Raw genomic sequence first — 22,562 nt, 5'->3', positions numbered from 1 at the left:
GGGTGTCGTCAAAGTGTCGTCAAAGCCGGTTGGTGACCCCGCCCCTGTTTCCCGGACGTGCGGCGGTCATCGCCTGCGGCGAGCAGGAGGCAGAGGAACCGGAGCGACGCCCTCGACGACGGTGTTGCTGAGGGTTCCGATGCCCTCGACCGTCATGGTGACGTGGTCGCCGGGGATGAGCGGTGGGGGTTCCAGGGCGCCGTTGCGGCCCCAGAGTTCGGCCAGGCAGCCACCGTTGCCGCAGGTACCGGAGCCGAGGACGTCGCCGGGGCGGATCCAGGTGCCGCGGGAGGCGTACGCCGCCATCTCCTCGAACGTCCAGGCCATGTTGGCCAGCCTGTCCCGCCCGATCGTCTCGCCGTTGACCTGGACGGTGAGGGCCAGGTCGAGGAAGCCCTCCGCGTCGCGGTGGGGTTCGAGTTCGTCGGTGGTGACCAGCCAGGGACCGAGGGTGGTGGCGGTGTCCTTGCCCTTGGCGGGGCCGAGTTTGACCCTCATCTCGCGGCCCTGGAGGTCGCGGGCGGACCAGTCGTTGAGGATCGTGTAGCCGATGATGTGCTCGCGAGCCCACTCGGGGGTCAGGTCCCGGCCGGCCTTGCCGATGACGGCGGCCACCTCGAGTTCGAAGTCGAAGCGGAGGCAGCCGGGTGGCACGGGTACGTCATCGTGGGCGCCGATCACCGCGTACGGGTTGGTGAAATAGAACGCCGGCGCCGCGTACCACTCCTCGGGGACGGTGTCACCGTATCCCCGGGCGACCCCCGCGACATGGCTCTCGAAGGTCATGTAGTCACGGACGGTCGGCGGCTGGAGCGGCGGCAGTAGCACGACATCGGCCACGGGCACCGGCAGCGAGCCGGCCAGGGCGTGCTCTCCCGCAGCGCGCAGGGACTCGGCGCCCTCCACGATCAGGTCCAGCAGTTCGGCGGGGTACTGGAAGGGGTGGACATGGTCATCGGCGACAACTCCCGCCTGCCGCTTCCCGTCGTGCACGAAGGTCGCGAACTTCACGCCGCGCTCTCCTCTGTCTCGGTCGGGGCGGGGTGGAGCCAGGCGGGGCGGATCGCCAGGCATCCGGCGATGACGGCGCCGGTGTGCCGGGCGGGCGGACCGCCGGAAGGGACGGCGGGTGCGCCGCGGACGGTGCTGGTGACCATGTTTCTCCTTGGCGGGTCCGGGAGACCGAGGCGATACGGCCAGGCAGCGGACCCCGGAGGCTGATGCGGCTCAGAGGCCGGGGCAGGGGCAGGCGAGGCCGGCCATGCGGCCGAACAACTGGGGGCCGTCGAGCGGGGCCAGTGAGGGGTCGAGCTCGCGGTAGACGGTGTGCACGTTGACGGCAAGGCGTTCGCTCTCGTCGAGGTCGGCGAAGCGTCCGAGGCTGATGTCACGTGCGGCCGCCTCGGCGGGCATGCCCGCGCCGAAGCGGGCGGTGGTCTGTTCGTGGACGTACGACAGGTAGTCGCGGACGGTGCGGACCGCCTCCTTCGTGGTGACCGGGCCGTGTCCGGGCACGATGATGTCCACGTCGAGGCTGAGGAGCAGGTCGCAGGCGGCGAGCCAGTTGGCGAACGGGCCGTGCCATACGACGGGTGTGGAACCGGCGAAGACGATGTCGCCGGTGTAGACGGTCCGGGCCCGCGGGACATGGACGATCGTGTCCCCGGCGCTGTGCGCGGGGCCCACGTCGATCAGACGGACCTCCGTCCCGCCGATGTCCAGGACCGTCTCGCCGTCGAAGACCCGGTGCGGAAGCACGGGGTGGATTCCCGAGTAGTCGAAGCGGCCGAAGATCCGGCGGGCGAACCGTCCCGCGACGGTTTCCGCGCTGGTCAACGCCCGCATCTCGGACGGTCCCACCTGCCGCATGTCGGTCAGCGTGCCGCGGGCCGCGATGATCTCGGCGTGGGCCACGAGCTGGTTGCCGAACCAGTGGTCGCCGTTGCCGTGGGTGTTGACCACGGTCGAGGTCGGCGCGGCGTCGGTCACCGGCGCCAGCCCGTCGAGCATGGCCCGGGTGAGGCGCAGGTCGTAGAGGGTGTCGACGAGCAGGGACTCGCCCCGGCCGGTGACCAGCCCGGCGTTGCTCATTCCCCATCCGGCCGTACCCGCTACCCACGCATGACAGCCATGGCCGAGGTCGATCCGGCCGGCTGGGGAAAGTACGGAAGCCACGCTGCCTCCTCCACGTCCCGAAGCGGAAAAGTCGAGACTAGGATCCATTGATGGACTGGAGTCCATTCGTGGGGCGTAATCTAAAGAGGTGACTCGGGGAGGGTCAATACCTGCGTGTGCCTGTGCTGTACTGGGCCCATGACGATCTCTGAGGCGGGGGGCGCACCCGCACAGGACGCCCCACCCCTCGGGCGGCGCGAGCGGAAGCGGCAGCAGGCGCGCGACCAGCTCTACAGCGCCGCGGTGGAACTGTTCGTCGCCCAGGGCTATGAGGCGACGACCATGGAGCAGATCGCCGAGTCCGCCGACGTCGCCCGAGCCACCGTCTTCAACCACTTCTCGCAGAAGGTCGGCTTCCTGGAGGAGTGGGGCGTCCGTCGCCGAGCCCGGGTCGCGGCCATCCTCGGCCAGGAGCACGCCGAGGACCTGCCGGTCGGCGACCGGCTGCGCCGCTACCTGGGGGAGATGGCCGACCTCAACGTCGCCTCCCGTGCGGAGACCACTGTCCTGATGGACGCCTCCGCACGCTTCGGCCACCTGCTGCAGGACCCCTCCTTGGAGACCGAACTCGCGAAGATCGTCGAGGAGGGGCGGCGACGCGGAGAGATCCGGCCGCAGGTCGACGCCGACCAGGCCGGCGCTCTGCTGGCGTCCTGCTACTTCTCCTCGGTTCTGCGCTGGATCCGGGAGGAGCCGCCGCCGTTCGACCTGCCCGGTCGCCTCGGTGGGGCACTCGACATCGTCCTGCTGGGCATCCTCGCGCATTCCTGACCGGCAGGGGGAAGCGGGACGGCGCCGCTGGAGCGGCATGGCTTCCGCCCCTGTCGAGGGGTGTGATCGTTTGTGTCCCGCCGATGACGGCCTCGCCCGGCTCGCCGACGGCCTCGCGCCGCCACCTCGTTCCGGCTATCGGCGGACCCGAGGGTAGTTTTGGACTTGAGTCCAAGAATCTTTGCTTGAAGTGTTGACGGCCATGTGGCCCCGGCTTATGTTCAACCCGTCGATCGGGTAGCAAGCCGCGAAAGCCCGCAAAACGACTCTTCCTGCTTCAACTTTGTGCACGTTCGGCGTCCTCCGGATGCGTGTGCCCCTTCCTTCATGCCGTTCCCGCTCCGTAACCGGGAGGTTCCCGTGCGCCCTCGTACCCCCCTTGCTGCTCTCGCCGCCGGTCTGGCGCTCGCCGTCACAGCGTGCGGAGGGGGTTCGTCCGAGTCTTCCTCCGCTGATGACGGCCCGATCGAGATCGGCATGATCACCTCGCTCACCGGTCAGCTCCAGACCCTCGGTACCGAGGGCCGCAAGGCCGCGGAACTGGCGGTCGAGCAGATCAACAAGGACGGCGGGGTCCTCGGACGGAAGTTGGAACTGACGGTCAAGGACGACAAGAGCCTGCCCGACCAGTCCGTACTGGCCTTCAACGCGTTCAAGGACCAGGGCGTGACCGCGGTCCTCGGCTCACCGTCCGCAGGGTCGGCGCTGGCCACGCTGCCCGCGGTGGACCGGGCGGAGATCCCGTACGTCTCCCTGTCTCCGGCCGACGAGCAGGTGGCGCCCGTCCACCCCTACGTCTTCGTGGTACCGGCCCTGGCCTCCGACTACGCCGAGCGGCTGTTGCAGCACTACAAGTCGGAGGGCGTCACCAAGCTGGCCGTGGCCTACGACACCAAGACCGCGTATCCGACAGCCGGTTACAAGGCGATGAAGGCGAAGGCCGGGGAGTACGGCATCAAGGTCGTCGCCACCGAGGAGATCCAGAGCACCGCGTCCGACTTCAGTGCCGTCTTCACTCACGTCAAGGGCACCGACGCCCAGGCGCTCGCGGTGTGGGTGACCGGCCCCGCCTCCGTCGTCCTGACCAAGCAGTACGCCGCCTCGGGACTGGACATCCCGATCGCTTTCACCGGCTCCCAGGCCAGCAAGCTGTGGCTCGACCCGGCAGGCAAGGCCGCCGAGGGCGCCGTCGTCGCCAGTTCCATCGGCCTGGTCGGCGACACGCTGCCGGACGGGGCGCAGAAGAAAGCCATCGAGGCCGTCAACAAGCCGTTCACGGAGAAGTACAACTACCCGCCACCGCAGTTCGCGCAGGACGGATACACCGGGGTCCAGCTGCTGGCCGCCGCCATCGAGAAGGCGAAGAGTACCGACCACGAGAAGATCCGGCAGGCGATGGAGGAGCTGACGCTCACCACCCCGAACGGCACCTACCGCTACAGCGAGAAGGACCACTCGGGTCTGTCTCCCGACTACATCTCGGTCAACGCCGTCACCGACGGCATGTTCGTTCCGACGGTCTGGTCGAAGAGCGAGTTGGAGAAGGTGGCCAAGTGACCGACCCCCTGCTCCGGGTGAGCGGCCTGGCACGGTCGTTCGGCGGGGTGTACGCCGTGGACGGCGTCGACCTGACGGTGGACCGTGGCAGCATCCTCGGCGTCATCGGCCCCAACGGGGCTGGCAAGTCGACCCTGTTCAACCTGGTGAGCGGTCAACTGCCCGCCGAGCGGGGCGAGATCCGACTCGACGGACGACGCATCGACCGGCTGCCACCCCACCACAGGGCCCGCCTCGGGATCGCCATCGTCTTTCAGGGCGCCCGCACCTTCCACGGGATGAGCGTGCTGGAGAACGCGATGGTCGGCGCCCACGCCACCACCGGCGCAGGGTTCGCGGCAGCCGCACTCAGGCTGCCGCGCCACCGCCGGGAGGAACGCCTGATCGCCGAGCGGGCACACGAGGCGGTACGGAGGGTCGGGCTCGAAGACTGGGCGGACCGCCCCGCGGAGCTGCTGCCGCTCGGGCAGCAGCGCGCGCTCCAGGTCGCCCGCGCCCTGTGCGGAGAACCCACCCTGCTGCTCCTCGACGAACCCGCTTCCGGTCTGCGGGCCGCGGAGCGGGACCGGCTCGCCGACCTCATCGAGCAACTGCGCGCGGACGGACTCACCATCATGCTCGTCGAACACGACGTCGCTCTCGTCGGCCGCCTCGCCGACCGTGTCACCGTCCTGGACCTGGGCAAGGTCATCGCCGAGGGCACACCGGACGAGATACGTACCGACCCGCGGGTCGTCACCGCGTATCTGGGCACGAAGGCGGCGGCATGAACGTCTCGCCACCGTCCCCGAGCGATGTCGTCGAGGTACGCGACCTGGTGGTCCGCTACGGCGCGGCCACGGCCCTCGACAGCGTCTCGCTGCGGGTTGCGCCCGGTGAGATGGTCGCCCTCGTCGGGCCCAACGGAGCCGGCAAGTCCACCCTGGTCAACACCCTGACCGGGATCCTGACACCGGCCTCCGGCAGCGTGGAGGTACGGGCCAGGATCGCCCAGGTACCCGAGGGGCGGCAGATGTTCGGCGACCTCACCGTCGACGACAACCTGCGCCTGGGCGCCTGGCAGATGTCCGGCCGCGGCCGAAGCCGCCGCAAGCAGCGCGACACCTCATGGGTGTACGAGCTCCTTCCCGACCTGGTGCGGGTACGCGACCGGAAGGCGGGCGGGCTGTCGGGAGGCCAGCAGCAGATGGTCGCCGTCGGACGCGCCCTGATGAGCCGGCCGGAGGTCCTCGTGATCGACGAGCTCTCCCTCGGCCTCGCGCCCCTCATCGTCGCCGACCTCGCCGAGCACCTGACCGAGCTCAACCGGGAGCAGGGCACGGCCGTTGTGCTCATCGAGCAGAACGCGCGGCTCGCCCTGGACCTGTGCAGCCGCGCCTACGTCCTGGAAGCGGGACGGATCGCCGCCGAGGGCGACAGCGCAAACCTGGCCGCCAGCCCCGACATCGCCCGGGCCTACCTCGGCGAGGCCCAGGGACTCCCGGGCCCACCGGACGCTCAGGACGACCCGGGTCCGGACGACACGGGTCCGCACGACCGGGCCACGGCCGACCCCGCACCCACGCCCGGCACTGCCAAGACCGCCCGGGGCAACCAGGGCACCACCGTCCAGTCCGCGCGGGCCGCGGCACAGGAGGCGACATGAGCGACTTCCTCGTCTACCTCATGACCGGACTGGGTACCGGCTGCGGCATCGCGCTGGTCGGCAGCGGCCTGGTACTCATCCACCGGGTGACGCGGGTGGTCAACTTCGCCCAGGGCACCTTCGCCGTCGTCGGGGCGCTGACCGCCATCTCGCTCCTCGACGCCGGCCTCCCGCACGGGCTCGCCGAACTGCTCGGGGTCGCCGTCGCCGCCGTCGTGGGACTGCTCTTCGGCATGGTCGCCATCGGCCGGCGGGGCACCTCGCCGCAGGCCGCGCTCATGGTCACCCTGGGACTGGGCATTCTGGCGTACGCCGTAGAGGTCATGCTCTGGGGGGACCAGGGCCGGTCCTCCGAGGGGCTCTCTGGTGCCGTGACCGTGTTCGGCGCTCGTATCCAGACCCACTATCTGCTCATCATCGGCGTCACCGCAGCCGTCTTCGCCGCAATGGCCGTGCTGTTCGGCCGTACCTACGCGGGCAAGGCCCTTTCCGCGTGTTCCTCCAACCCGTACGCGGCCCGCGTCGTCGGGATCTCCGTCACCCGCATGGGGCTGATCGCCTTCGCCATCGGCGGCGCTCTCGGCGGTCTGGCCGGCGTTCTACTGGCGCCCATGAACTCGATGGCCTTCGACTCCGACGTGGCGCTGATCATCAACGGTTTCGCGGCGGCGGTCGTCGGGTCCATGCATCACATCGGCCGCACCCTGGCCGGTGCGCTGTTCCTCGGAGTGGCCGAAGCGATGGTCGCGGGCTATGGAAGCGCCACGTACCAGACCGTGGTGGCGCTGGGTCTGGTCCTGGCGCTGATGATCGGGCAGGCGGCCCGTACCCACAGCGTCGTGGCGGAGGCCGGATGACGCCTCATCAGTCCTCTGTGGGATGCCCGCTGCCCTCCGCGTACACCGGGCGTATGCACGCATGGGGCACCCCGTCCGTGCTCGATCCGTATCCGCCGCACCAGAAAGGCAGCACGACATGACCGCCGTCACCTCCGGCCGTGACCGGGCCACCTCCCAGTCCTCCGGCGGTGCGGGGGACACCGAGTCGTCGGACGCCCGAGTGCCACTCGGCGCCCGTTTCGCCGGCCGGGGAAGGCGGGCCGGCCTCGTCGCGGCCGGCGCGGCGGTGGCCGTTACCCTCGCCCTGCCTCCGATGCTGACCGCCGGCCAGCTCTCGGTGTACATCCTGCTCGCCCTGTCCGCCATGGTCACCGTGGGGCTGAGCCTGCTCATGGGCTACGCGGGCCAGGTCTCCATCGGCCAGGCGTCGTTCTACGCCATCGGCGCCTACGCGGCCGGCCTGCTGGGCGTCCACGGCACGCCGCCGCTGCTGGCGCTGGCCGCGGCACCACTGATCGCCGCACTGTTCGCCGCCGCCATCGGCGGACCGCTGCTGCGACTGCGGGGGCACCACCTGGCCTTCGCCACCATCGCCCTGCAGCTCATCCTCATCTCCCTGCTCGGCGAGGCGGACTGGGCCGGTGGTTCGGTCGGGCTGCAGGGCATCCCGCGACTCTCCGCCGGAGGTACGGAACTCGGCGAGGACATCCACTACGCCTACCTGGCCTGGGCTGCTGTGGCCGCCACCGTCCTGGTCGCCCGTAACGTCGTCACCTCACGGGCCGGCCGCGGACTGCGCGCGCTGGCCACCAGCGAGACGGCGGCGAGCGCCAGCGGAGTGCCGGTGGCCCGCTACAAACTCGCCGTGTTCACCCTGGCCGCCGCGTTCGCCGGACTCGCCGGAGGGATCTACGCCTTCTTCATCGGCTACATCAATCCGGGGTCCTTCCCGGTCCTGCTGTCCATCCAGTTCCTGGTGATGGCCGTCGTCGGCGGGCTCGGCACCATCTGGGGCGCGCTCCTGGGCGCCACCGCGATCACCCTGATCGTGCAGTTCCTCAACGACCTGGGCTCCAGGCCGGGCATGCCCGCCAGCGCCCCCAGCATCCTCAACTACGCCGTGTACGCCGCCCTTCTCATCCTCGTCGTGCTGTTCTTGCCGCGCGGCATCGTCCCCGCACTGCGCGACGCGTGGCAGCGCCGCGTCGCGGGGCGAGCGTCCTCGTGATACCTCACCGCTGAGTTTCGCGTACGGCCGCCCGTTCTCGCCCGGCGACCGCGGATTCGGTGCCTGTTCCCGCAGCCAGGGCTGCGGGAACAGGCATGTGTGTTCAGGCGTGCGGCATGAGCCGTTCGGGGCCGACCTCCGGGGCGGCTTCGTCCGCCGGGGTGGGTTTGCGCGGGGGAGGGAAACGGTCAGGGCGGCGATGCTCTGTGAGTGCAGGGAAGGAGCCTCTCCGCGTCGGAAGGGGAATCCGCTGCGGGTGGGTGCGAGGCCGTTCCCCGAACTGACGCGATCGGCTTCGGACCGGCTGAGCTGGTCCCTCTTGCAGGCGTTCTGGACGCAGGTTGGACACAAGGATCGGAAAAGACTGGCAAGGGCCGAGAAGGTCTGAGGCGCCAGACCCCGCCTGACCTGGGAAAACGACCAGGACGAGCATGGATCGACAAGGGTCGCCAAGATCCTCAAAGGACTCATAATCCGTCGGCCGTGGGTTCGAGTCCCACCCGCCCCACCTTTGCAGGTCTCTGACCTGCGGAAACGTTCAGTTTGTCCTGTTGGAGCGTCAACTTCGCCTGAATGGACTGAATCCGCTGCTCGTGAGTTCGGCCTCGTTCCCGGTGTCGATAGTGCAAATACCCCCTGACCTGCACGGATGTTCCAGTTCGTAGCGGTTGAACCTTGCGGTATATGGCTCCTGTGGCCGGTTGGGCGCTGGATTCTGGACGCTGGCTGGACGCGAGTAAACCGGAAGGGGTTGCTCCGGCGCCGATCCATCCAATCTGCTCAGGGGTGTAGCAGGGTAGGCGCGGTGTGGTGGCGACTGGGCTCGCCTGGATCGTGCCGTTGCCGACGTGGCCGGTCGGCGTGGGGGAGAAACGGCCCGTACTGAAAACGGCCCCGGATCGCACCAGGGAGTCGCCCCCAATGCCTCACGGTTTCGGCGGGCATCGGCTGCTCGGACTACGGACTGCCTGGAGCTGGGTGGCCGAGTGACGGACGATGATCAGGATGCTGGGCGCCCCTTGGAACACGTGGTCAGCCCCCTTGTAGCTTGTAGCTTGTAGCTTGTAGCTTGTAGTGGTGTAGTCGGGTCGAGTTGGTTTTGGGCCTGGGGGTAGATCTTGTCCATGCTGCCTTCGGGGAGGTAGCGGCGGGGGAAGGCGATCCATTCGTCGTGCATCTCGACCAGGACGGCGGTGGTGAGCCGTTCGAGGGCTTCGGGATTGGGGAAGATCTGGACGACGTCGGTGCGGCGCTTGATCTCGCGGTTGAGTCGTTCCAGCGGGTTGATCGACTGGATCTTCTCCCAGTGCCGTTCCGGGAAGTCCGCGAAGGCGGTCAAGTCCTCCTCGGCTTTTAGGAGCATGTCCCTGACCTTGGGGAACTGCCGGGCGAGCATGTCAGCGACGGTATCCAGCTGAGCGCGGACGAGTTCGGCGGTGGGCTGGGCGAAGATGGTGCGGATCGTGGCGGCGACCAGTTCGCCGGAGTCCTTGGGAATCACGGCGAGCGTGTTGCGCAGGAAGTGAACGCGGCATCGCTGGTAGCCGACGCCGAGCATGACCTTGAGGACGGCTTTGACCAGGCCCGAGTGGTGATCGGCGGTGACCAGGCGTACTCCGGTCAGGCCCCGCTCACGCAGCGAGCGCAGGAACTGGGTCCAGAACACCTCGGTCTCGCTGTCGCCGACCATCAGGCCGAGGACTTCGCGGCCGCCGTCCTCGGTGATGCCGGTGGCGATGACCATGGCCTGGGACACGATCTGGTGCTGGACGCGGGCCTTGCAGGTAGGTCGCGTCGAGGTAGACGTAGGGGAAGCGGGTGTGGTCCAGGGGCCGGGTGCGGAAGACCGTCAGCTCGGTGTCGAGGTCCTTGCAGATGCGGGAGACCTCGGACTTGGAGATCCCGGTGTCGCCACCCAGGGCTTTGACCAGGTCATCCACGCTGCGGGTGGACACGCCGTGGACGTATGCCTCCATGATCACGGCGTAGAGAGCCTGGTCGATGCGGCGCCGGCGTTCCAGCAGGCTCGGGAAGAAGCTGCCGGTGCGGACCTTGGGGACCGCCAGGTCCAGGTCCCCGGCCTGCGTGGTCAGCAGCTTCTCCCGGTGCCCGTTGCGCCAGGTCGTGCGGGTCTCGGTGTGCTCGCCGGGCTCCGCACCGATGCGGGCGGTGGCCTCGGCCTCGATGAGTTCCTGCAAGATCCGCTGGGCCAGGACCCGGACCAATGGGCCAGGACCCGGACCAACTCGATTCCGTCTGCCGTACGCAGGGACTCCATCAGGCGGAGTAAGTCATGCTGGGACAAGGCCATCGCGTCAACTCTCAACGAGCGTCACTACTCGCAGAGTTGCGCGATGGCCGCCTCATGACCAGGGGCTATACCGAGATCACCGCTACACCACTCAACGGGACACCATCCCTGCCGTCGCCGCCGCTACCCGTCCGGCACCTCGGTTGCCGAATGGGCCCTTCTCGAACCCCTGCTTCCCGTCCCGGCCTGCCAGACGAAGACCGGCGGTCATCCGGAGAAGTGGCCGCGGCGGGGGATCGTCGACGGTATCCGCTACATCGTCGGCAACGGCGCGAAGTGGAGGGCTCTGCCTGCGGATTTCCCTCCGTGGGAGACGGATTACGGGTTCTTCTGGCGGTGGAACCGGGCCGGAGTCGTCACCTGCATCCGTGACCAGCTCCGCCGCAGGATTCGTACCGGCAAGGGCCGCTGCCCGCACCCGGTGACACTGATCGTGGACTCCCAGTCGGTCAAATGTGCCTCCACCGTCGGCCGCAGCAGCCGAGGCTACGACGCCGCGAAGAAAATCAATGGACGCAAGCGACATGTCACGGTCGACACGCTCGGCCTGCCGGTGATGATCACGGTGACGCCCGCCGGCATCCAGGACCGCGACGCCGCCCGAGACCTGTTCTGGCGCCTGCGCCTCACTCAGCCGCAGATCACCCAGGTCTGGGCCGACCGTGGCTACGCCGGCGACCTCGTGGACTGGGCCCGCGAACGCTTCTGACTCACCCTGTGCACCCTGGCGGGCGATGCCTGCGGACTTCTTCCCCGCGTGGGACCGCGTCTACGCCTTCTTCCGGCGCCGGCGAGACAAGGGCTTGACCGCCGAGTTCCACGACCGGCTGCGCGACCGGGCCCGCCGGGCCGCGGGCCGGGACCCGGAGCCGACGGTCGGATCATCGACGGGTAGTCGGCCTCGCGGCCGCTGACGTCTACCGCTTCACCGACCTGCACGTCGGAGCTTTCGTTCTCCCCGGAGTCGTACAGGCCGCCATCCTCACCCTCGCCGCCAACGAGGCCGCCTACATGGTGGAGATCTTCCGCGCGGCACTCGACGCGATCGACCCCGGGCAGGCCGAGGCGGCCCAGGCCCTGGGCATGACACCGTCGGTGGCCGTGCGGGTCGTCCTGTTGCCCCAGGCATTGCGGATCATCATTCCTCCGCTGGGCTGTCCGGCCCCAAGGAGACATGGTGCACATATTCGGGATCTCGCGAATCGGTGCGATATGTTTCTCGCGGAGCTCACTCCCAGGAGGATGCAATGATCAAGCTGGTGGCCGCTGTGCGGCGCCGTCCCGGAATGACCCACGCGGAGTACGCCGACTACGTCCGGGAGGTGCACGGCGGGATAGCCCTCGCCAACAAGCTGACCGTGGTCAAGTACGTCCAGAACCACGTCTTCGACAGCGCCTATGGCGCGATCGGCGACACCGGCTACCAGGTGACGCTGCCGCGCGACTCCGTGACCGAGTTGTACTTCGAGAACTTCGAGACGATGGCGCAGACCTTCGCCGACCCGTACACCCGCGATGTCGTGGGGCCGGACGGCGTCAACTTCAGCGATCTGCCGGCGGCGCTGAGCCTGCTTGTCGAGGAGAAGCCGATGGAGGTCCCGCAGCCCGGGCCCGGTGCGGTGAAGGTGCTGTACTTCCTCAAGGCTGCGGAGGGGCTGGAGCCGGAGGTCTTCCGGCAGTCGTGGCTGCGGGCTCACGAGGACGTGCTCGCCGATCCTTCCGGCCCTGCCCGCTACTTGCGCGGCTGCGAATGGAACCCGGCTCTTTCCGGGGGCGGCATGGTCGAGTACTTCGGTGGCTCCGGCCAACCGGCATACGAGGCGTACGCCGCCCTGTCGTTCGACGACGGAGAGGCTGTCGCGGGCATCCGTGCCTACGAGGAGGCATTGCGCGGGCATGCGGAGAAGCACGGCGCGTTCCATCAGCCGTCACTGTCCTTCTTCCTCCTCACCCGGGAAATCGTCGTCTTCGACGACACTCGGACCGAGGGTGGCGCACCTGCGTGAAGCCCTTCCCGGGGCACGGCCGACGGCGATGCCCTGTCTCTCCGTCGGGCCGTACGGTTCTCGTAGGATCGCGGCGTGAGCAGGCGAGATGACGCAGAGGCTGCCGGACGGCAGGTCGTGCCCCAGGAGGTGGTGCTCGGGTTTTTCGGCCTGTGCGTGTTCGGCCAGCGGGCCACCGCGCGAGAAGCCGACCTGAAGGTGCCCACTCAGGTGATGTTGTCCGTAGCCGGTCGGCTGGGCATCTCCGAGCCGGCGACGCGGACCACGCTGAACCGCATGGTCCACAGGGGTCTGCTCACCCGTCACAAGCAGGGACGCACCAGTGCGTTCGAGCTGACCCCCGAGGCGCACACACTGCTCGCCCAGGGGGGGAACAGGCTGTTCTCCGCGAGACCCTTCGACCATGACCCAGGTATCTGGACGGTCCTGAGCTGTCCGCTCCCCGAGACCCTGCGCAACGCGCGCTATCAACTCCAGGTCCGGCTCACCTGGGCCGGCTTCGGCGCCATCCAGCCCCATATGTGGATCGCCCCCGGGCGAGTGGACGTCGAGCTCATGCTCGGGGATCTCCTCACGGGCGACGTGGGCCATCTGGTCCAGGCGTTCCACGGCACACCCACAGCACCCAGCGATCCTCGTGAACTGGTCGCCAGAGCCTGGGACTTGAGCGCGCTGCGGGCGGTGCACGAAGCATTCCTCGATCGCTGGGAGAATGCCGAGCCGCCCCCAGGCGAAGCCTTGTCGCAGCTTCTGCTGCTCATCGACGACTGGGGACGGCTGTTGCGGAGCGATCCGGGTCTGCCTGCCGCCTACCTGGACGACGACTGGCCCGCGCCCCGATCGGCTCGGACGTTTTCCCGCCTCCGCAGGTGGCTGGGTCCTGGTGCCGAGGAAGAGATCGACCAAATGCTGCGCACCGGCTCCGGGTGACCGCCGGATCTTGGCGCCTGGGGACCGGTCAGGGTGCGAGGGCACCGTGCCGTTCGTCCGCGTGAAGAGGCCACAGGAAAACCGCCGCGGTCTGCGACCACCGGTGCTGGTCTTGCTCCACAACGACGTGCAGTGAGCCGGGATTCACTGCACGTGGCGCGGTCCGGATCTGCTCAAGGAATGCTACGGGCCGTGGAAAACGGTCTGCACCCGCTTCCGCCGGTACGCCCTCGCCGGCGTCCTCACCCGGGCTCTGCAGCAGATCCAGGACCAGGCTGACGCGGCCGGCGGCATCGGCTGGCTGGTCCAGATCGACTCCACCATCGTCCGCGCCCACCAGCACGCCGCCGCCACCGGCCGAAAAGGGGGCAGCACCCCCAGGACGAACCGGACGATCACGCCCTCGGTCGACCCCGAGGTGGACTGACCACCGAAATCCCCGGTCTCAGCCGCGACCCGCGCTGGACTCCATCACCGCCACCAGCCGTCGCAGCGCCTCGGTCACCCACGCGCGGTCCTCGCCCAGGCCGTCCAGCAGCCCGATCTCGACGGAGAGCTGGCGGGGGAAGAGGTCGTCGACCGCCTTCGCCCCTGCCTCGGTGATCGTGACAAGGGCCGCGCGCCGGTCGGCGGGGTTGGGGGTACGCGCGATGAAACCGCGCTGCTCCAGTCGGCCGAGGGTCTTGCTGACCCCCGCCCGGGACAGGCCCAGCCGCTCGGCGAGGCTCCGGGCGATGAACGGCTCGGTCGCGTGCCGCAGGGGGATCAGCATGTCGAGCTCGGGCGCGGTGAGCTGAGCGCCGGCGTAGAGGGGCTCCACGGCGCGGTTGAGCAGACCCGTGGCGTGCTTGAGCAGCCCGACCAGCTCCATGGGGGAGGTGTCCAGGCCGGGGTGGTGGGCGGCCCACTGGGCGCCGACGTCCGCGGCGAACGGGTTGGAGGGGCCGGCGGAGTCGGGAGAGTCCGGGGAAGGGGAGGGCATGCGGCTCGTCTTCTCACTCTTCATATTTGTTAGCTGGTGAACTATCAGTTACCTTTATCTGCATGTCAACCACGTCATCCTCGCGCAACCGCGCCGACGCCGTCCCCGACACCACCGGACCTGCGCCTTCGGGGCGCACGGCCACCGCTCTCATCGCCGTGCTGGGCGCCCTCACTGCGGTCTCCCCGCTCGCGACAGATATGTACGTCCCCGGTTTCCCCGCACTGGGGAGGGCACTTGGGGCGAGCGGCTCGGCCGTGCAGCTGACCATGACCGCGTTCCTGGCCGGACTCGTCGTCGGCCAGCTCGTCATCGGCCCGCTAAGCGACGGACTCGGCCGACGCCGGCTGCTCATAACGGGGTCGGCCGGATTCGTCCTCTGCTCCGTCGCCTGCGCCGCGGCCCCGGACATCACCGTCCTGACCGGGGCCCGCTTCCTGCAGGGTGTCGCGGGCGCGGCCGGCCTGGTGCTCGCCAGGGCCGTGCTCACCGACCACTTCCACGGCGCCGAACTGCCGCGCTACTTCGCGGTGTTGTCGCAGGTGATCGGCGTGGCACCGGTGGTCGCGCCGGTGCTCGGCGGGGCTGTCCTCGCCGTCTCTACCTGGCGGACGGTCTTCGCCGTGCTGGCCGTGCTCGGCGTGCTGCTCCTGCTCGCCGTGGTGCGGGCGGTACCCGAGTCGCTGCCGCCGGAGCGGCGCCACAGCGGCGGACTCGCCAGCGCCTTCCGAGCCATGGGCACACTGCTCGCAGGCCGCACGTTCATGGGATACGTCCTCGTGGTGGCGCTCGTCTCGGCCGCGCTGTTCGCCTACATCAGCGGCTCCAGCTTCGTGTTCGAGAACCTGTACGGCGTCTCCTCGACCACGTACTCCCTCATCTTCGCCACCAACGCCGTCGCCATGCTGGCCGCCGGAGCCTCCTTCGCCCGCATGGCCGGGCGCGGCACCCGCCTGAACACCCTGCTCTCGGCCGGGGTCGGCATCGCCCTGCTGGGCGCGCTGGCACAGGTCCTGCTGGTGGTGACCGTGGGCGAGACCCTCGCGGGCACCTGGATCACCCTGTTCGTGACCACCGGCGGCATCGGCCTGGTCTTCCCCAGCGCCATGAGCATCGGCCAGGCGGTTGGCCGCACGGCCTCGGGGGCGGCCTCCGCGCTCCTGGGCGGCATCCAGTTCCTCTTCGGTGCCCTGGCGTCACCCCTGGTGGGCGTGTTCGGGGAGGAGAGCTCCCGGCCGATGGCGCTCATCATGCTGGGCGCGCTGGTGGCGGCGGGACTGGCGCTGGTGGCGCTGGCCCGGCCTTGGGCGGGACACGGTGAGCCGGTGCCTGCGGCGTAGCCGGTGAAGCTCCTCCGGAGGTGACCTTGCCGCGCGGGCCGTCGGCGGCGCCCGGCAGTCAGGACGCGTTGAGGTGTCCCGTGGCACGGTCGGGCCCCATGACACACGAGACATCACAGACCCCGTGCCCGCGGTGGCCGGCGTCGAGCCGTCCGCGGGCGGCCTCCGGTCGCGCGCGGACTGGGGCTACTTGGCGTTGGCACCAGTGGAGCCGTTCTCGGGGCGGAGCCTGTGCGCGCTGGTAGGGAAGTCCGCTGCGTGCGAGTTCGAGGCAGACTGCCGAGCTGGGGCGATCGTCTCGGAAGCCGGGCGGCGTTGTCCGTCCAGAACGCGTTCTGGACGGAGGTTGGACGCAAGGATCGGAAAAGACTGACAAGGGCCGAGAAGGGCTGCGGCAACAAACTGCGTCTGACCAGGGAAAACGGCCAAGACGAGCACGGATCGACAAGGGTTGCCAAGATCCTCAAAGGACTCATAATCCGTCGGCCGTGGGTTCGAGTCCCACCCGCCCCACCGTGCAGGTCCCTGACCTGCGGAAACGTCTCAGCGGGCTGGCGGATTCAGGACGTCAGGACTTTGGGCGAACGGACTGAATCCGCTGCTCGCGAGTTCAACGGCGATGTGGTGTCCGCACTTGGGTGCTTCGTTGACCTGCGGGTATGCCCCGTGCGCTTGCTCTCGAGGACTGGAGCCTACGGTCTGATCGGTGAGCGAGGGCGGATGTCGGGACGCTGATGGGCGCAGGGAATCGGAAGTAGCTGCCTTGTACCTCTCCTGCAAACGCTGACCAGTGTCGACCGAGGCCAGGCCTCCTCTGTGCTGAGAGGTGGTCGCTGTCTGCTTGCGTGGTTCACCGATCCTGGCCATCAGCGCGATGTGGAAGTTGGGTGGCAGGGGAAGCCCGCCGCGGTGTACGCCGTCCTGTCAGTCGGCCACCACCACGGTTTCCCGCGACACCATGTCCGTCACCACGACCTGGGTACCGATGGTTGTGGTGACACATGTGATGGCGTCCGCACGGATCAGCCTGGCTGTCCTCTCGCCCTTGCGTACCTTCTCGCCCTGCCTCAGGATCCAGACGTCAGCCACGCTTCCCTCCGGTGGCCTCGCGATCATTGCGTCTTCGGACGGCAGGCCCTTTGGGCAGCTGGTTTTCTGGTGCCGGAGCGGCAAGAAGAATGCGCCGAGTGGCCTTCCGCGACCAGGGTCGGCCCGGACCGAGGCCGTCAGGAGCCTGCGGGCCGGACCGGCGCGGTTGCCGACGGTTCTAGTCCTTCCACACCGCGATCGCGGACGGTCGCGGCAGGTTCCCCGGCCCACCCGGTCAGACCGAGCCCGGGTTCTCCGCGGTGGCCCCGCTGGTCTCGCCCGGATGCTGCGCGCGACCAGAGCAGCCCGCCGTCGGTCTCCGGCCTGCTGCCTTGCTCGGGTGTTCCCGCCGTGCCACCGGGGCGTTCGGAAGCCCTGGTGGACCGTTGGTCCGTGCTGGAGGCAGTGCCGTCGGCTGCGTTGGTGGTCTCGCCCTGGACGACCTGGGATGCCGCGTCTGCCTGGGTCTCGTCGTTTCTGCGTACGACCCGGACCGGTACGGCCCGAGCCGGCTGGGGGCTGCCGGCTGGGGGCTGCCGGGTGGCGGGGATGCCCTGGTCTACAGGCGGGTGGAGATGGACGGCAGCAGGTCCTGGAAGGTGCGGCCGGTGGCGGGTTCGCCGATGGCCTTCATCTGCCGGCCGCCGCCGGTGCGGTGGTCTTCGACGGCGCGGCCAACAAGCTTCTGCGCAAGGTGGGCATCGAGCCCGTCGAGGAGTTGCACCACGGCGCCACCCTGGAGGAACTCGGGCACCTGATCGGCGAGTCGCACGAGCAGGGGCAGCTACCCAAGGACACGGCCGACCTGCTCGACCACGTCCTGGAGTCCTCCGATCGGATGCTGGACGAGGTGATGGTCCCGCGTGCGGACGCCGTCTTCGTCCGTAGGGACGCCTCCGCCGCCGAGTCGGTCGAGCTGATCGCCAAGCACGGCCACTCCAACGACCCGGTCCTCGGTGACCACCCCGACGACGTCGCGGGCGTCCTGGGCGTGCGCGAGCTGACCCATCTGCCCGCCGACGGCTTCGCCGCCGCCACGGCGGGTGCGCTCGCCCGGCGCCCACTGCTGCTGCCGGACACTCTGCCCCTGCCCGACGCGGTCGACCGGATGCGCGAGCGGGACGACGAGTTCGGGGTCGTCCTCGACGAGCACAGCGGCGTCGCGGGAATCGTGACCTACGAGGACATCGCCGAGGAACTGGTGGGCGACATCGCCGATGAAACCGACACCGTGACCGAGATCGCCGTCGCCGACGGTGGCGGCTGGCTGGTGGACGCCGGGCGCCGGGCGCCGCCTGGACGAGGTGGCCGAAGCCACCGGCATCGTGCTGCCGGGGACGACGACTACGACACGGTGGCCGGCCTGATCGTGGACCGTCTCGGCCGCTTCCCGGCCATGGGCGACCGGCTGACCCTGGATATGCCCGACGGCGGCCGCGCGGTCATCGACGCACGCACCCTCGACCGGCATGTACCGGACCGGGTCCGCCTGGAGGGGCTGCCCGTGCGTGAGCGCGAGGAGGAACGGAGTCGGAGGCAGGCGAGGACGAACCTCGGCCTGCTCAGCGGCACTGCCATCGTTCTACGCCGCGGTCAGCGTCGCAAAGACCACGACATTTCCCTGGTAGCCGGTTTCTTCGGCGTATGGACCCCCACAGGTGATGACGCGCAGTTCGGGCCGGTGGGAACTGCCGTAGACCTTCTCATCCGGAAACGCCTTCTTGTCGTAGAGCTCCACAGCGTCGACCGTGAAGACGGCTGTCCGCCGGTCCGACCTGATGATCTCGATGGTGTCGCCCTTGGCCAGTTCTCCGAGGCGGTGGAAGACTCCGGGGCCTTGCGGCGTGTCCACGTGTCCCGCAGTGACGGCTGTGCCGACTGAGCCAGGAGGTGTACCGGCGCCATACCACCCGGCAAAGCCGGGCATATTGGACGATGGTGGGCGCAGTGCTCCTGTGTCGTTGAGGCTCAGTTCCGTCATGGGGGCATTCACGCCGATGGCGGGAATTCGCAGCCGGACTGGAGCCGACGGGGGCAGGGGCGGCACAGAGGGATACCGGGTCGAGGCGGTGCTGCTGTTCCCGGGTGGCGCGGAGGAGGAGAAGGACTGCGCGGCCGAAGGCTGCGGAGGCCGTTCGCCTCGGAGCGCCGTGATCACCAGCACCATGCCCGCCAGTAGGGCGTAGGCGAGAAATTTGGCGGACGGGGTGGACGAGGGGGAAGGGCCGCAGGGCTCGTACCTCGATTCCATCGCTGTGGAGCCTCCGCTTCGCGATGATCCCCCCAGCCCCCGTACACGGGCATGGGAGCTGGGCCGGCAGGGCAGAGCGTCAAACGCGGGCACCGGTCGGGGAGCGGCGCATCTTGATCACGCCGCCGGCGGCGGCTCCGGCGAGCAGCACCGCGCCGAGGGCAAGTTGCGTGCCCTTGTCGTTCGCCGCCCCGAAACCAGCGTCGACCGCGCCGCTGGGGTTGCCGGCGCCGACCCAGTATGTGCCCGTGATCTTGACGCGCGGCGGGCACTTCAGGGTGACGGTGTAACCGCCGGCCTCGGTGCCGCCCGGGACCTTGAATTCGCCGGTCAGTACACCCTCCTGGTCGCCCGGCAGGAGGTGAAACTTGCCTCCTGCCTCGGACTCGCCCTTCCCATAGGTCTCCGAGCCACAGGCTCTGGTGCTGACTGTGACGGTGGAGCCTGGGGCGGCGTGGCGCGGGCTGATGTGCATGTTCGGATCATCGGTCGGGCCGTTCGCGGCTGCCGCGGCCGGGCTCGAGAGGCCGACAACACCGAGAACGAAACCGATGCCGATGCCGGCGCCTGCCCACTTGATACGCATGAAGTTCCTCCGAGAAGCAGTGGCCGGCCGGAGTGCGCGGCGTCTTGTTGTGCTCCGCTCATGAGGAAACCGACGGACCGTCAGGGCTGCAACCCGCATACGGACAGATGGGCCATCCGGCCAGACCCAGCGGCCGCACTCCTTTGATCATTTATGCAGGTGAGCGCTCCTGAGGGCGATTTCGGAAGAACGCACCGCACGGGCGACGAAGGCTGGTGTCCCTTCGGGGTGATCTTGAAGAAGCGCAGGACGTCCTGTGGCTGCCACTGCCGTCATACATCCTCCTGCGCGGCGCGTGACCGTGAAGCCCCCTGGGAGCTGATACGACCTCATCCCTCGAGGCCAAGGTCTCGCCCGTTTCCTCGGCCGACGCGAAGCTTGCGCGGCGGGAGGAGCAGAACGCGTCGTCGCCGAGCATGTCGTCGGCTGGGTCCCGGGGCGACCGATGTGAGTGGACCGCCGCCCGTGTCTGGGCGAAGCTGCCCCGCCTCATCCTCGACGAGCTGGGTTCGCGCGGAGATCTGGACTGGTCGCGCTGCGCGATCGCCTCCGTGAACACCCTGAAAGGGAGGACCTGGCAGGTCCGAATCCTGTCGACCGGGGCAAGAAGGGCTCGAAGATCCACGTCAACTTTGCCTGAACGGACCAAATCCGCTGCTCGTGAGTTTGGCTCAGCTGCGGTCGGTGTTGGTTCACATCGCTCTGACCTGCACAGATGTCGTGGTCCAGCGATGGGGCAGGTTTCCGCGGGTCGCGTGTACGAGGCATGGGCGCCGGATTCTGGACGCTGGCTGGACACGAGGATTCAGAAGTGCTGCCCGGGGACCTTGTAGGCGGCTCTGCCGGGCCGGCGGCTGGGTACGGAGGCCGCACGAATGGGGTGCGGTCCGGGCTGGGACGCGAAAACGACCCCAGCAGAAAACGCCCCCGAACGTACAGCGGCCCCTGAAGGGCACTCGACCTCTCGTGTGCTGCCTTGAACCGCTCCGGGTCTGATGGAGGCTCGGGCCCGTCTCCGGCAACTCCCTCCGGCTCCTGGAGATGGACCAGGGCCTGTCCGGTCGGTGGGGAGGAACACCGGACAGGCCCTGGTGGATCAGGGGGCGGGAGGGCTGGGGGCCGGTGTCGCCGGGGTGACCTGGTCGCGGGTCCGTCAGTCGCGGTAGAGCAGGGCGGCGGTGTCCGGGGGCAGTAGTCCGTCCTTGTCCAGGGGGCCCGAGATGAGGAGGGGGCTGTGGCCGGCGGGGAGGGGGACGGGCTGGTCGGAGAGGTTGACCGTGCACAGCAGGCCCTCGCCCCGTTCGAAGAGCAGTGTGCCCTCCGGGCTGTCGAGCCAGCGGAACTCCTCGCCGGTCAGACCGGGGTGGGTGCGGCGCAGGCGTAGGGCGGTGCGGTAGAGCTGGAGCATGGAGGTGGGGTCGGCCTGGTTGGCTTCGGCGGTGTACTCCTTCCAGTCCTCGGGCTGGGGGAGCCACGGGGGTGCTCCGGAGGTGCTGAAGCCGAAGGGCGTGGTGTCGCCGGTCCAGGGGAGGGGGACGCGGCAGCCGTCGCGGCCTCGGACGGTGTGGCCGGTGCGTTCCCAGATGGGGTCCTGCAGGAGCTCCTCCGGGATGTCCTCGACCTCGTAGAGGCCGAGTTCCTCGCCCTGGTAGACGTACGCGCTGCCGGGCAGGACGAACATCAGGAGGGCGGCGGCGCGGGCGCGGCGGGTGCCGAGGGCGCGGTCGGTGGGGATGGTTTTGTCGCGGAACAGGGCCTGGACGCCGGTGTCGGCGCGGCCGTAGCGGGTGACGTGGCGGGTCTCGTCGTGGTTGGACAGCACCCAGGTGGCGGGGGCGCCGACGGCGGCGAGGCTGGTGATACTGCGGTCGATGACCTCGCGCAGCTTGCCTGCGTCCAGGGGGCACTTGAGGAAGTCGAAGTTGAAGGCCGTGTGGAGCTGGTCCGGGCGGAGGTACTCCGGCATGCGGCTGGGGAGGACGTGGGCCTCGGCGACGAAGACGCGGGGGTCGGGGTAGCTGTCGGCGATGGCGCGCCAGCTGCGGAAGATGTCGTGGAGGCCGTCGCGGTCCCAGTGCGGGTGGTCCTGCTGGTCCTCCCCGGTCAGGACGGAGAACTCGGTCAGGCCGAGGTCGGGGAGAGTGGGGTCCTTGATCATGCCGTGGGCGACGTCGATGCGGAAGCCGTCGACGCCGAGGTCGAACCAGAACCGCAGGATCGACTCGAACTCGGCCCGGACCTCCGGGTTCTCCCAGTTGAGGTCGGGCTGTTCGGGCGCGAAGAGGTGGAGGTACCACTCGCCGTCGGGGGTGCGGGTCCAGGTGGGGCCACCGAAGGCGGCGTGCCAGTCGTTGGGGGGCAGAGAGCCGTCCTCACCCTTGCCGTCGCGGAAGATGAACCGGTCACGCTCCGGTGAGCCGGGTCCGGCCGCCAACGCCTCCTGGAACCAGGCATGCTGGTCGGAGGTGTGGTTGGGGACGATGTCCAGGATGACCCGCAGGCCCACCTCGTGCGCCTCGGTGATCAGCTGCTTCGCCTCGTCGAGGGTGCCGTAGACCGGGTGGATGTCCCGGTAGTCGGAGACGTCGTAACCGCCGTCGGCCAGCGGGGACGGGTACCAGGGGTTGATCCAGATCGCGTCGACACCGAGGTAGGCCAGGTACTGCAGGCGGGAGCGGAGGCCGGCGATGTCGCCGGTTCCGTCGCCGTCGCCGTCGGCGAAGCTGCGTATGTAGACCTGGTAGATCGCGGCCGTACGCCACCAGTCGGCGTCGGGGTGCGGCGAGGTGGGGGTGGGGTTGGTCATGGTGCTCGGTCCTGACTGTCTGAAGAAAAAGGGGTTGGGGGGTGGG

At 69.1% G+C, this 22,562-nt stretch carries 18 protein-coding genes and 7 pseudogenes; 15 read left to right on the top strand and 10 right to left on the bottom strand.

Going from position 1 to position 22,562, the window contains the following annotated elements; all coding sequences use genetic code 11:
• Positions 1 to 66 precede the first annotated feature (66 nt).
• The 3 genes from M8J73_RS13130 to M8J73_RS13120 form a co-directional block, all read right to left on the bottom strand.
• A complete protein-coding gene (locus M8J73_RS13130; protein WP_055539620.1) occupies positions 67 to 1,011 on the bottom strand; it encodes a fumarylacetoacetate hydrolase family protein in 945 nt (314 codons plus the stop codon).
• Positions 1,008 to 1,157: a hypothetical protein gene (locus M8J73_RS13125; protein WP_157873169.1), complete on the bottom strand. Its 150-nt coding sequence runs from the start codon at positions 1,155 to 1,157 to the stop codon at positions 1,008 to 1,010. Before M8J73_RS13125 ends, M8J73_RS13130 begins: the two co-directional genes overlap by 4 nt.
• A 70-nt stretch (positions 1,158 to 1,227) precedes the next feature.
• Positions 1,228 to 2,091, bottom strand: a complete 864-nt coding sequence (locus M8J73_RS13120) for an MBL fold metallo-hydrolase (RefSeq protein WP_240501366.1) — start codon at positions 2,089 to 2,091, stop codon at positions 1,228 to 1,230.
• Positions 2,092 to 2,313: 222 nt separating this feature from the next.
• On the opposite strand from M8J73_RS13120, the gene M8J73_RS13115 reads away from it, so the two are divergent.
• The 6 genes from M8J73_RS13115 (at position 2,314) to M8J73_RS13090 (ending at position 8,215) form a co-directional block, all read left to right on the top strand.
• Positions 2,314 to 2,946: a TetR/AcrR family transcriptional regulator gene (locus M8J73_RS13115; RefSeq protein WP_055539618.1), complete on the top strand. Its 633-nt coding sequence runs from the start codon at positions 2,314 to 2,316 to the stop codon at positions 2,944 to 2,946.
• 327 nt (positions 2,947 to 3,273) lie between these two features.
• Positions 3,274 to 4,503, top strand: coding sequence for an ABC transporter substrate-binding protein (locus M8J73_RS13110; RefSeq protein WP_055539617.1), 1,230 nt, complete (start codon positions 3,274 to 3,276; stop codon positions 4,501 to 4,503).
• A complete protein-coding gene (locus M8J73_RS13105) occupies positions 4,500 to 5,273 on the top strand; it encodes an ABC transporter ATP-binding protein (RefSeq protein WP_206187878.1) in 774 nt (257 codons plus the stop codon). Before M8J73_RS13110 ends, M8J73_RS13105 begins: the two co-directional genes overlap by 4 nt.
• Positions 5,270 to 6,148, top strand: coding sequence for an ABC transporter ATP-binding protein (locus tag M8J73_RS13100; protein ID WP_063799230.1), 879 nt, complete (start codon positions 5,270 to 5,272; stop codon positions 6,146 to 6,148). Before M8J73_RS13105 ends, M8J73_RS13100 begins: the two co-directional genes overlap by 4 nt.
• Positions 6,145 to 7,005: a branched-chain amino acid ABC transporter permease gene (locus tag M8J73_RS13095; protein ID WP_055539616.1), complete on the top strand. Its 861-nt coding sequence runs from the start codon at positions 6,145 to 6,147 to the stop codon at positions 7,003 to 7,005. Before M8J73_RS13100 ends, M8J73_RS13095 begins: the two co-directional genes overlap by 4 nt.
• 118 nt (positions 7,006 to 7,123) lie before the next feature.
• Positions 7,124 to 8,215, top strand: coding sequence for a branched-chain amino acid ABC transporter permease (locus M8J73_RS13090; RefSeq protein ID WP_206187877.1), 1,092 nt, complete (start codon positions 7,124 to 7,126; stop codon positions 8,213 to 8,215).
• Between the two features lie 1,000 nt (positions 8,216 to 9,215).
• Here the strand turns inward: M8J73_RS13090 and M8J73_RS13085 are convergent.
• Positions 9,216 to 10,526, bottom strand: a pseudogene (locus tag M8J73_RS13085) (IS256 family transposase).
• Between the two features lie 67 nt (positions 10,527 to 10,593).
• Here M8J73_RS13085 and M8J73_RS13080 point away from each other — a divergent pair.
• The 6 genes and pseudogenes from M8J73_RS13080 to M8J73_RS13055 form a co-directional block, all read left to right on the top strand.
• Positions 10,594 to 11,226, top strand: a pseudogene (locus tag M8J73_RS13080) (IS5 family transposase); the annotation flags it as partial.
• 34 nt (positions 11,227 to 11,260) lie between these two features.
• A complete protein-coding gene (locus M8J73_RS13075; protein WP_240501365.1) occupies positions 11,261 to 11,440 on the top strand; it encodes a hypothetical protein in 180 nt (59 codons plus the stop codon).
• 61 nt (positions 11,441 to 11,501) lie between these two features.
• Positions 11,502 to 11,681 (top strand): annotated as a pseudogene (locus M8J73_RS45495) (ABC transporter permease subunit); the annotation flags it as partial.
• Positions 11,682 to 11,773: 92 nt separating this feature from the next.
• The gene (locus tag M8J73_RS13065; RefSeq protein ID WP_055539614.1) at positions 11,774 to 12,532 is read left to right on the top strand and encodes an EthD domain-containing protein; all 759 of its coding nucleotides are present in this window, start codon (positions 11,774 to 11,776) and stop codon (positions 12,530 to 12,532) included.
• A 75-nt stretch (positions 12,533 to 12,607) separates the two neighbouring features.
• Positions 12,608 to 13,462 (top strand): PaaX family transcriptional regulator, encoded by an 855-nt coding sequence (locus tag M8J73_RS13060; RefSeq protein WP_063799229.1) that lies wholly within the window; start codon positions 12,608 to 12,610, stop codon positions 13,460 to 13,462.
• Between the two features lie 307 nt (positions 13,463 to 13,769).
• A pseudogene (locus M8J73_RS13055) lies at positions 13,770 to 13,900 on the top strand (IS5/IS1182 family transposase); the annotation flags it as partial.
• A gap of 7 nt (positions 13,901 to 13,907) precedes the next feature.
• Here M8J73_RS13055 and M8J73_RS13050 read toward each other — a convergent pair.
• On the bottom strand, positions 13,908 to 14,444 hold the full coding sequence (locus M8J73_RS13050) for a MarR family winged helix-turn-helix transcriptional regulator (RefSeq protein ID WP_079054927.1): 537 nt from the start codon (positions 14,442 to 14,444) through the stop codon (positions 13,908 to 13,910).
• A 62-nt stretch (positions 14,445 to 14,506) separates the two neighbouring features.
• Here M8J73_RS13050 and M8J73_RS13045 point away from each other — a divergent pair, with 62 nt between their 5' ends.
• On the top strand, positions 14,507 to 15,784 hold the full coding sequence (locus tag M8J73_RS13045; RefSeq protein ID WP_055539611.1) for a multidrug effflux MFS transporter: 1,278 nt from the start codon (positions 14,507 to 14,509) through the stop codon (positions 15,782 to 15,784).
• 924 nt (positions 15,785 to 16,708) lie between these two features.
• Here the strand turns inward: M8J73_RS13045 and M8J73_RS13040 are convergent.
• Both M8J73_RS13040 and M8J73_RS13035 read right to left on the bottom strand, forming a co-directional pair.
• On the bottom strand, positions 16,709 to 16,873 hold the full coding sequence (locus tag M8J73_RS13040; RefSeq protein ID WP_157873168.1) for a hypothetical protein: 165 nt from the start codon (positions 16,871 to 16,873) through the stop codon (positions 16,709 to 16,711).
• A gap of 559 nt (positions 16,874 to 17,432) precedes the next feature.
• A pseudogene (locus tag M8J73_RS13035) lies at positions 17,433 to 17,531 on the bottom strand (TerD family protein); the annotation flags it as partial.
• On the opposite strand from M8J73_RS13035, the pseudogene M8J73_RS13030 reads away from it, so the two are divergent.
• Positions 17,532 to 18,395: pseudogene (locus M8J73_RS13030) on the top strand (transporter associated domain-containing protein); the annotation flags it as partial. It abuts the pseudogene before it with no gap.
• Between the two features lie 60 nt (positions 18,396 to 18,455).
• On the opposite strand, the gene M8J73_RS13025 reads toward M8J73_RS13030, so the two are convergent.
• Together M8J73_RS13025 and M8J73_RS13020 are read right to left on the bottom strand one after the other, a co-directional pair.
• Positions 18,456 to 19,124, bottom strand: a complete 669-nt coding sequence (locus M8J73_RS13025; protein WP_492012097.1) for a class F sortase — start codon at positions 19,122 to 19,124, stop codon at positions 18,456 to 18,458.
• Positions 19,125 to 19,203: 79 nt separating this feature from the next.
• Positions 19,204 to 19,710 (bottom strand): GVDTG sorting domain-containing protein, encoded by a 507-nt coding sequence (locus tag M8J73_RS13020; protein WP_249828628.1) that lies wholly within the window; start codon positions 19,708 to 19,710, stop codon positions 19,204 to 19,206.
• A gap of 449 nt (positions 19,711 to 20,159) precedes the next feature.
• Between M8J73_RS13020 and M8J73_RS13015 the strand changes: the two are divergent.
• Positions 20,160 to 20,338 (top strand): annotated as a pseudogene (locus M8J73_RS13015) (IS5/IS1182 family transposase); the annotation flags it as partial.
• A gap of 525 nt (positions 20,339 to 20,863) precedes the next feature.
• Here the strand turns inward: M8J73_RS13015 and M8J73_RS13010 are convergent.
• Entirely contained in the window at positions 20,864 to 22,516 is a 1,653-nt protein-coding gene (locus M8J73_RS13010; protein WP_249828627.1) for a glycoside hydrolase family 13 protein, read from the bottom strand.
• Between the last annotated feature and the right edge of the window lie 46 nt (positions 22,517 to 22,562).

The organism is Streptomyces neyagawaensis (assembly GCF_023516595.1).
GTDB lineage: Bacteria > Actinomycetota > Actinomycetes > Streptomycetales > Streptomycetaceae > Streptomyces > Streptomyces neyagawaensis.
This window is presented reverse-complemented; position numbering and strand designations above follow the sequence as displayed.

Excerpts from the sequence above, each read along its gene's own strand:
- M8J73_RS13125 (WP_157873169.1), bottom strand. The coding sequence starts at position 1,157 with ATGGTCACCAGCACCGTCCGCGGCGCACCCGCCGTCCCTTCCGGCGGT.
- M8J73_RS13120 (WP_240501366.1), bottom strand. The coding sequence starts at position 2,091 with ATGAGCAACGCCGGGCTGGTCACCGGCCGGGGCGAGTCCCTGCTCGTC.
- M8J73_RS13115 (WP_055539618.1), top strand. The coding sequence starts at position 2,314 with ATGACGATCTCTGAGGCGGGGGGCGCACCCGCACAGGACGCCCCACCC.
- M8J73_RS13110 (WP_055539617.1), top strand. The coding sequence starts at position 3,274 with ATGCCGTTCCCGCTCCGTAACCGGGAGGTTCCCGTGCGCCCTCGTACC.
- M8J73_RS13100 (WP_063799230.1), top strand. The coding sequence starts at position 5,270 with ATGAACGTCTCGCCACCGTCCCCGAGCGATGTCGTCGAGGTACGCGAC.
- M8J73_RS13095 (WP_055539616.1), top strand. The coding sequence starts at position 6,145 with ATGAGCGACTTCCTCGTCTACCTCATGACCGGACTGGGTACCGGCTGC.
- M8J73_RS13090 (WP_206187877.1), top strand. The coding sequence starts at position 7,124 with ATGACCGCCGTCACCTCCGGCCGTGACCGGGCCACCTCCCAGTCCTCC.
- M8J73_RS13075 (WP_240501365.1), top strand. The coding sequence starts at position 11,261 with ATGCCTGCGGACTTCTTCCCCGCGTGGGACCGCGTCTACGCCTTCTTC.
- M8J73_RS13065 (WP_055539614.1), top strand. The coding sequence starts at position 11,774 with ATGATCAAGCTGGTGGCCGCTGTGCGGCGCCGTCCCGGAATGACCCAC.
- M8J73_RS13050 (WP_079054927.1), bottom strand. The coding sequence starts at position 14,444 with ATGCCCTCCCCTTCCCCGGACTCTCCCGACTCCGCCGGCCCCTCCAAC.
- M8J73_RS13045 (WP_055539611.1), top strand. The coding sequence starts at position 14,507 with ATGTCAACCACGTCATCCTCGCGCAACCGCGCCGACGCCGTCCCCGAC.
- M8J73_RS13025 (WP_492012097.1), bottom strand. The coding sequence starts at position 19,124 with ATGGAATCGAGGTACGAGCCCTGCGGCCCTTCCCCCTCGTCCACCCCG.
- M8J73_RS13020 (WP_249828628.1), bottom strand. The coding sequence starts at position 19,710 with ATGCGTATCAAGTGGGCAGGCGCCGGCATCGGCATCGGTTTCGTTCTC.
- M8J73_RS13010 (WP_249828627.1), bottom strand. The coding sequence starts at position 22,516 with ATGACCAACCCCACCCCCACCTCGCCGCACCCCGACGCCGACTGGTGG.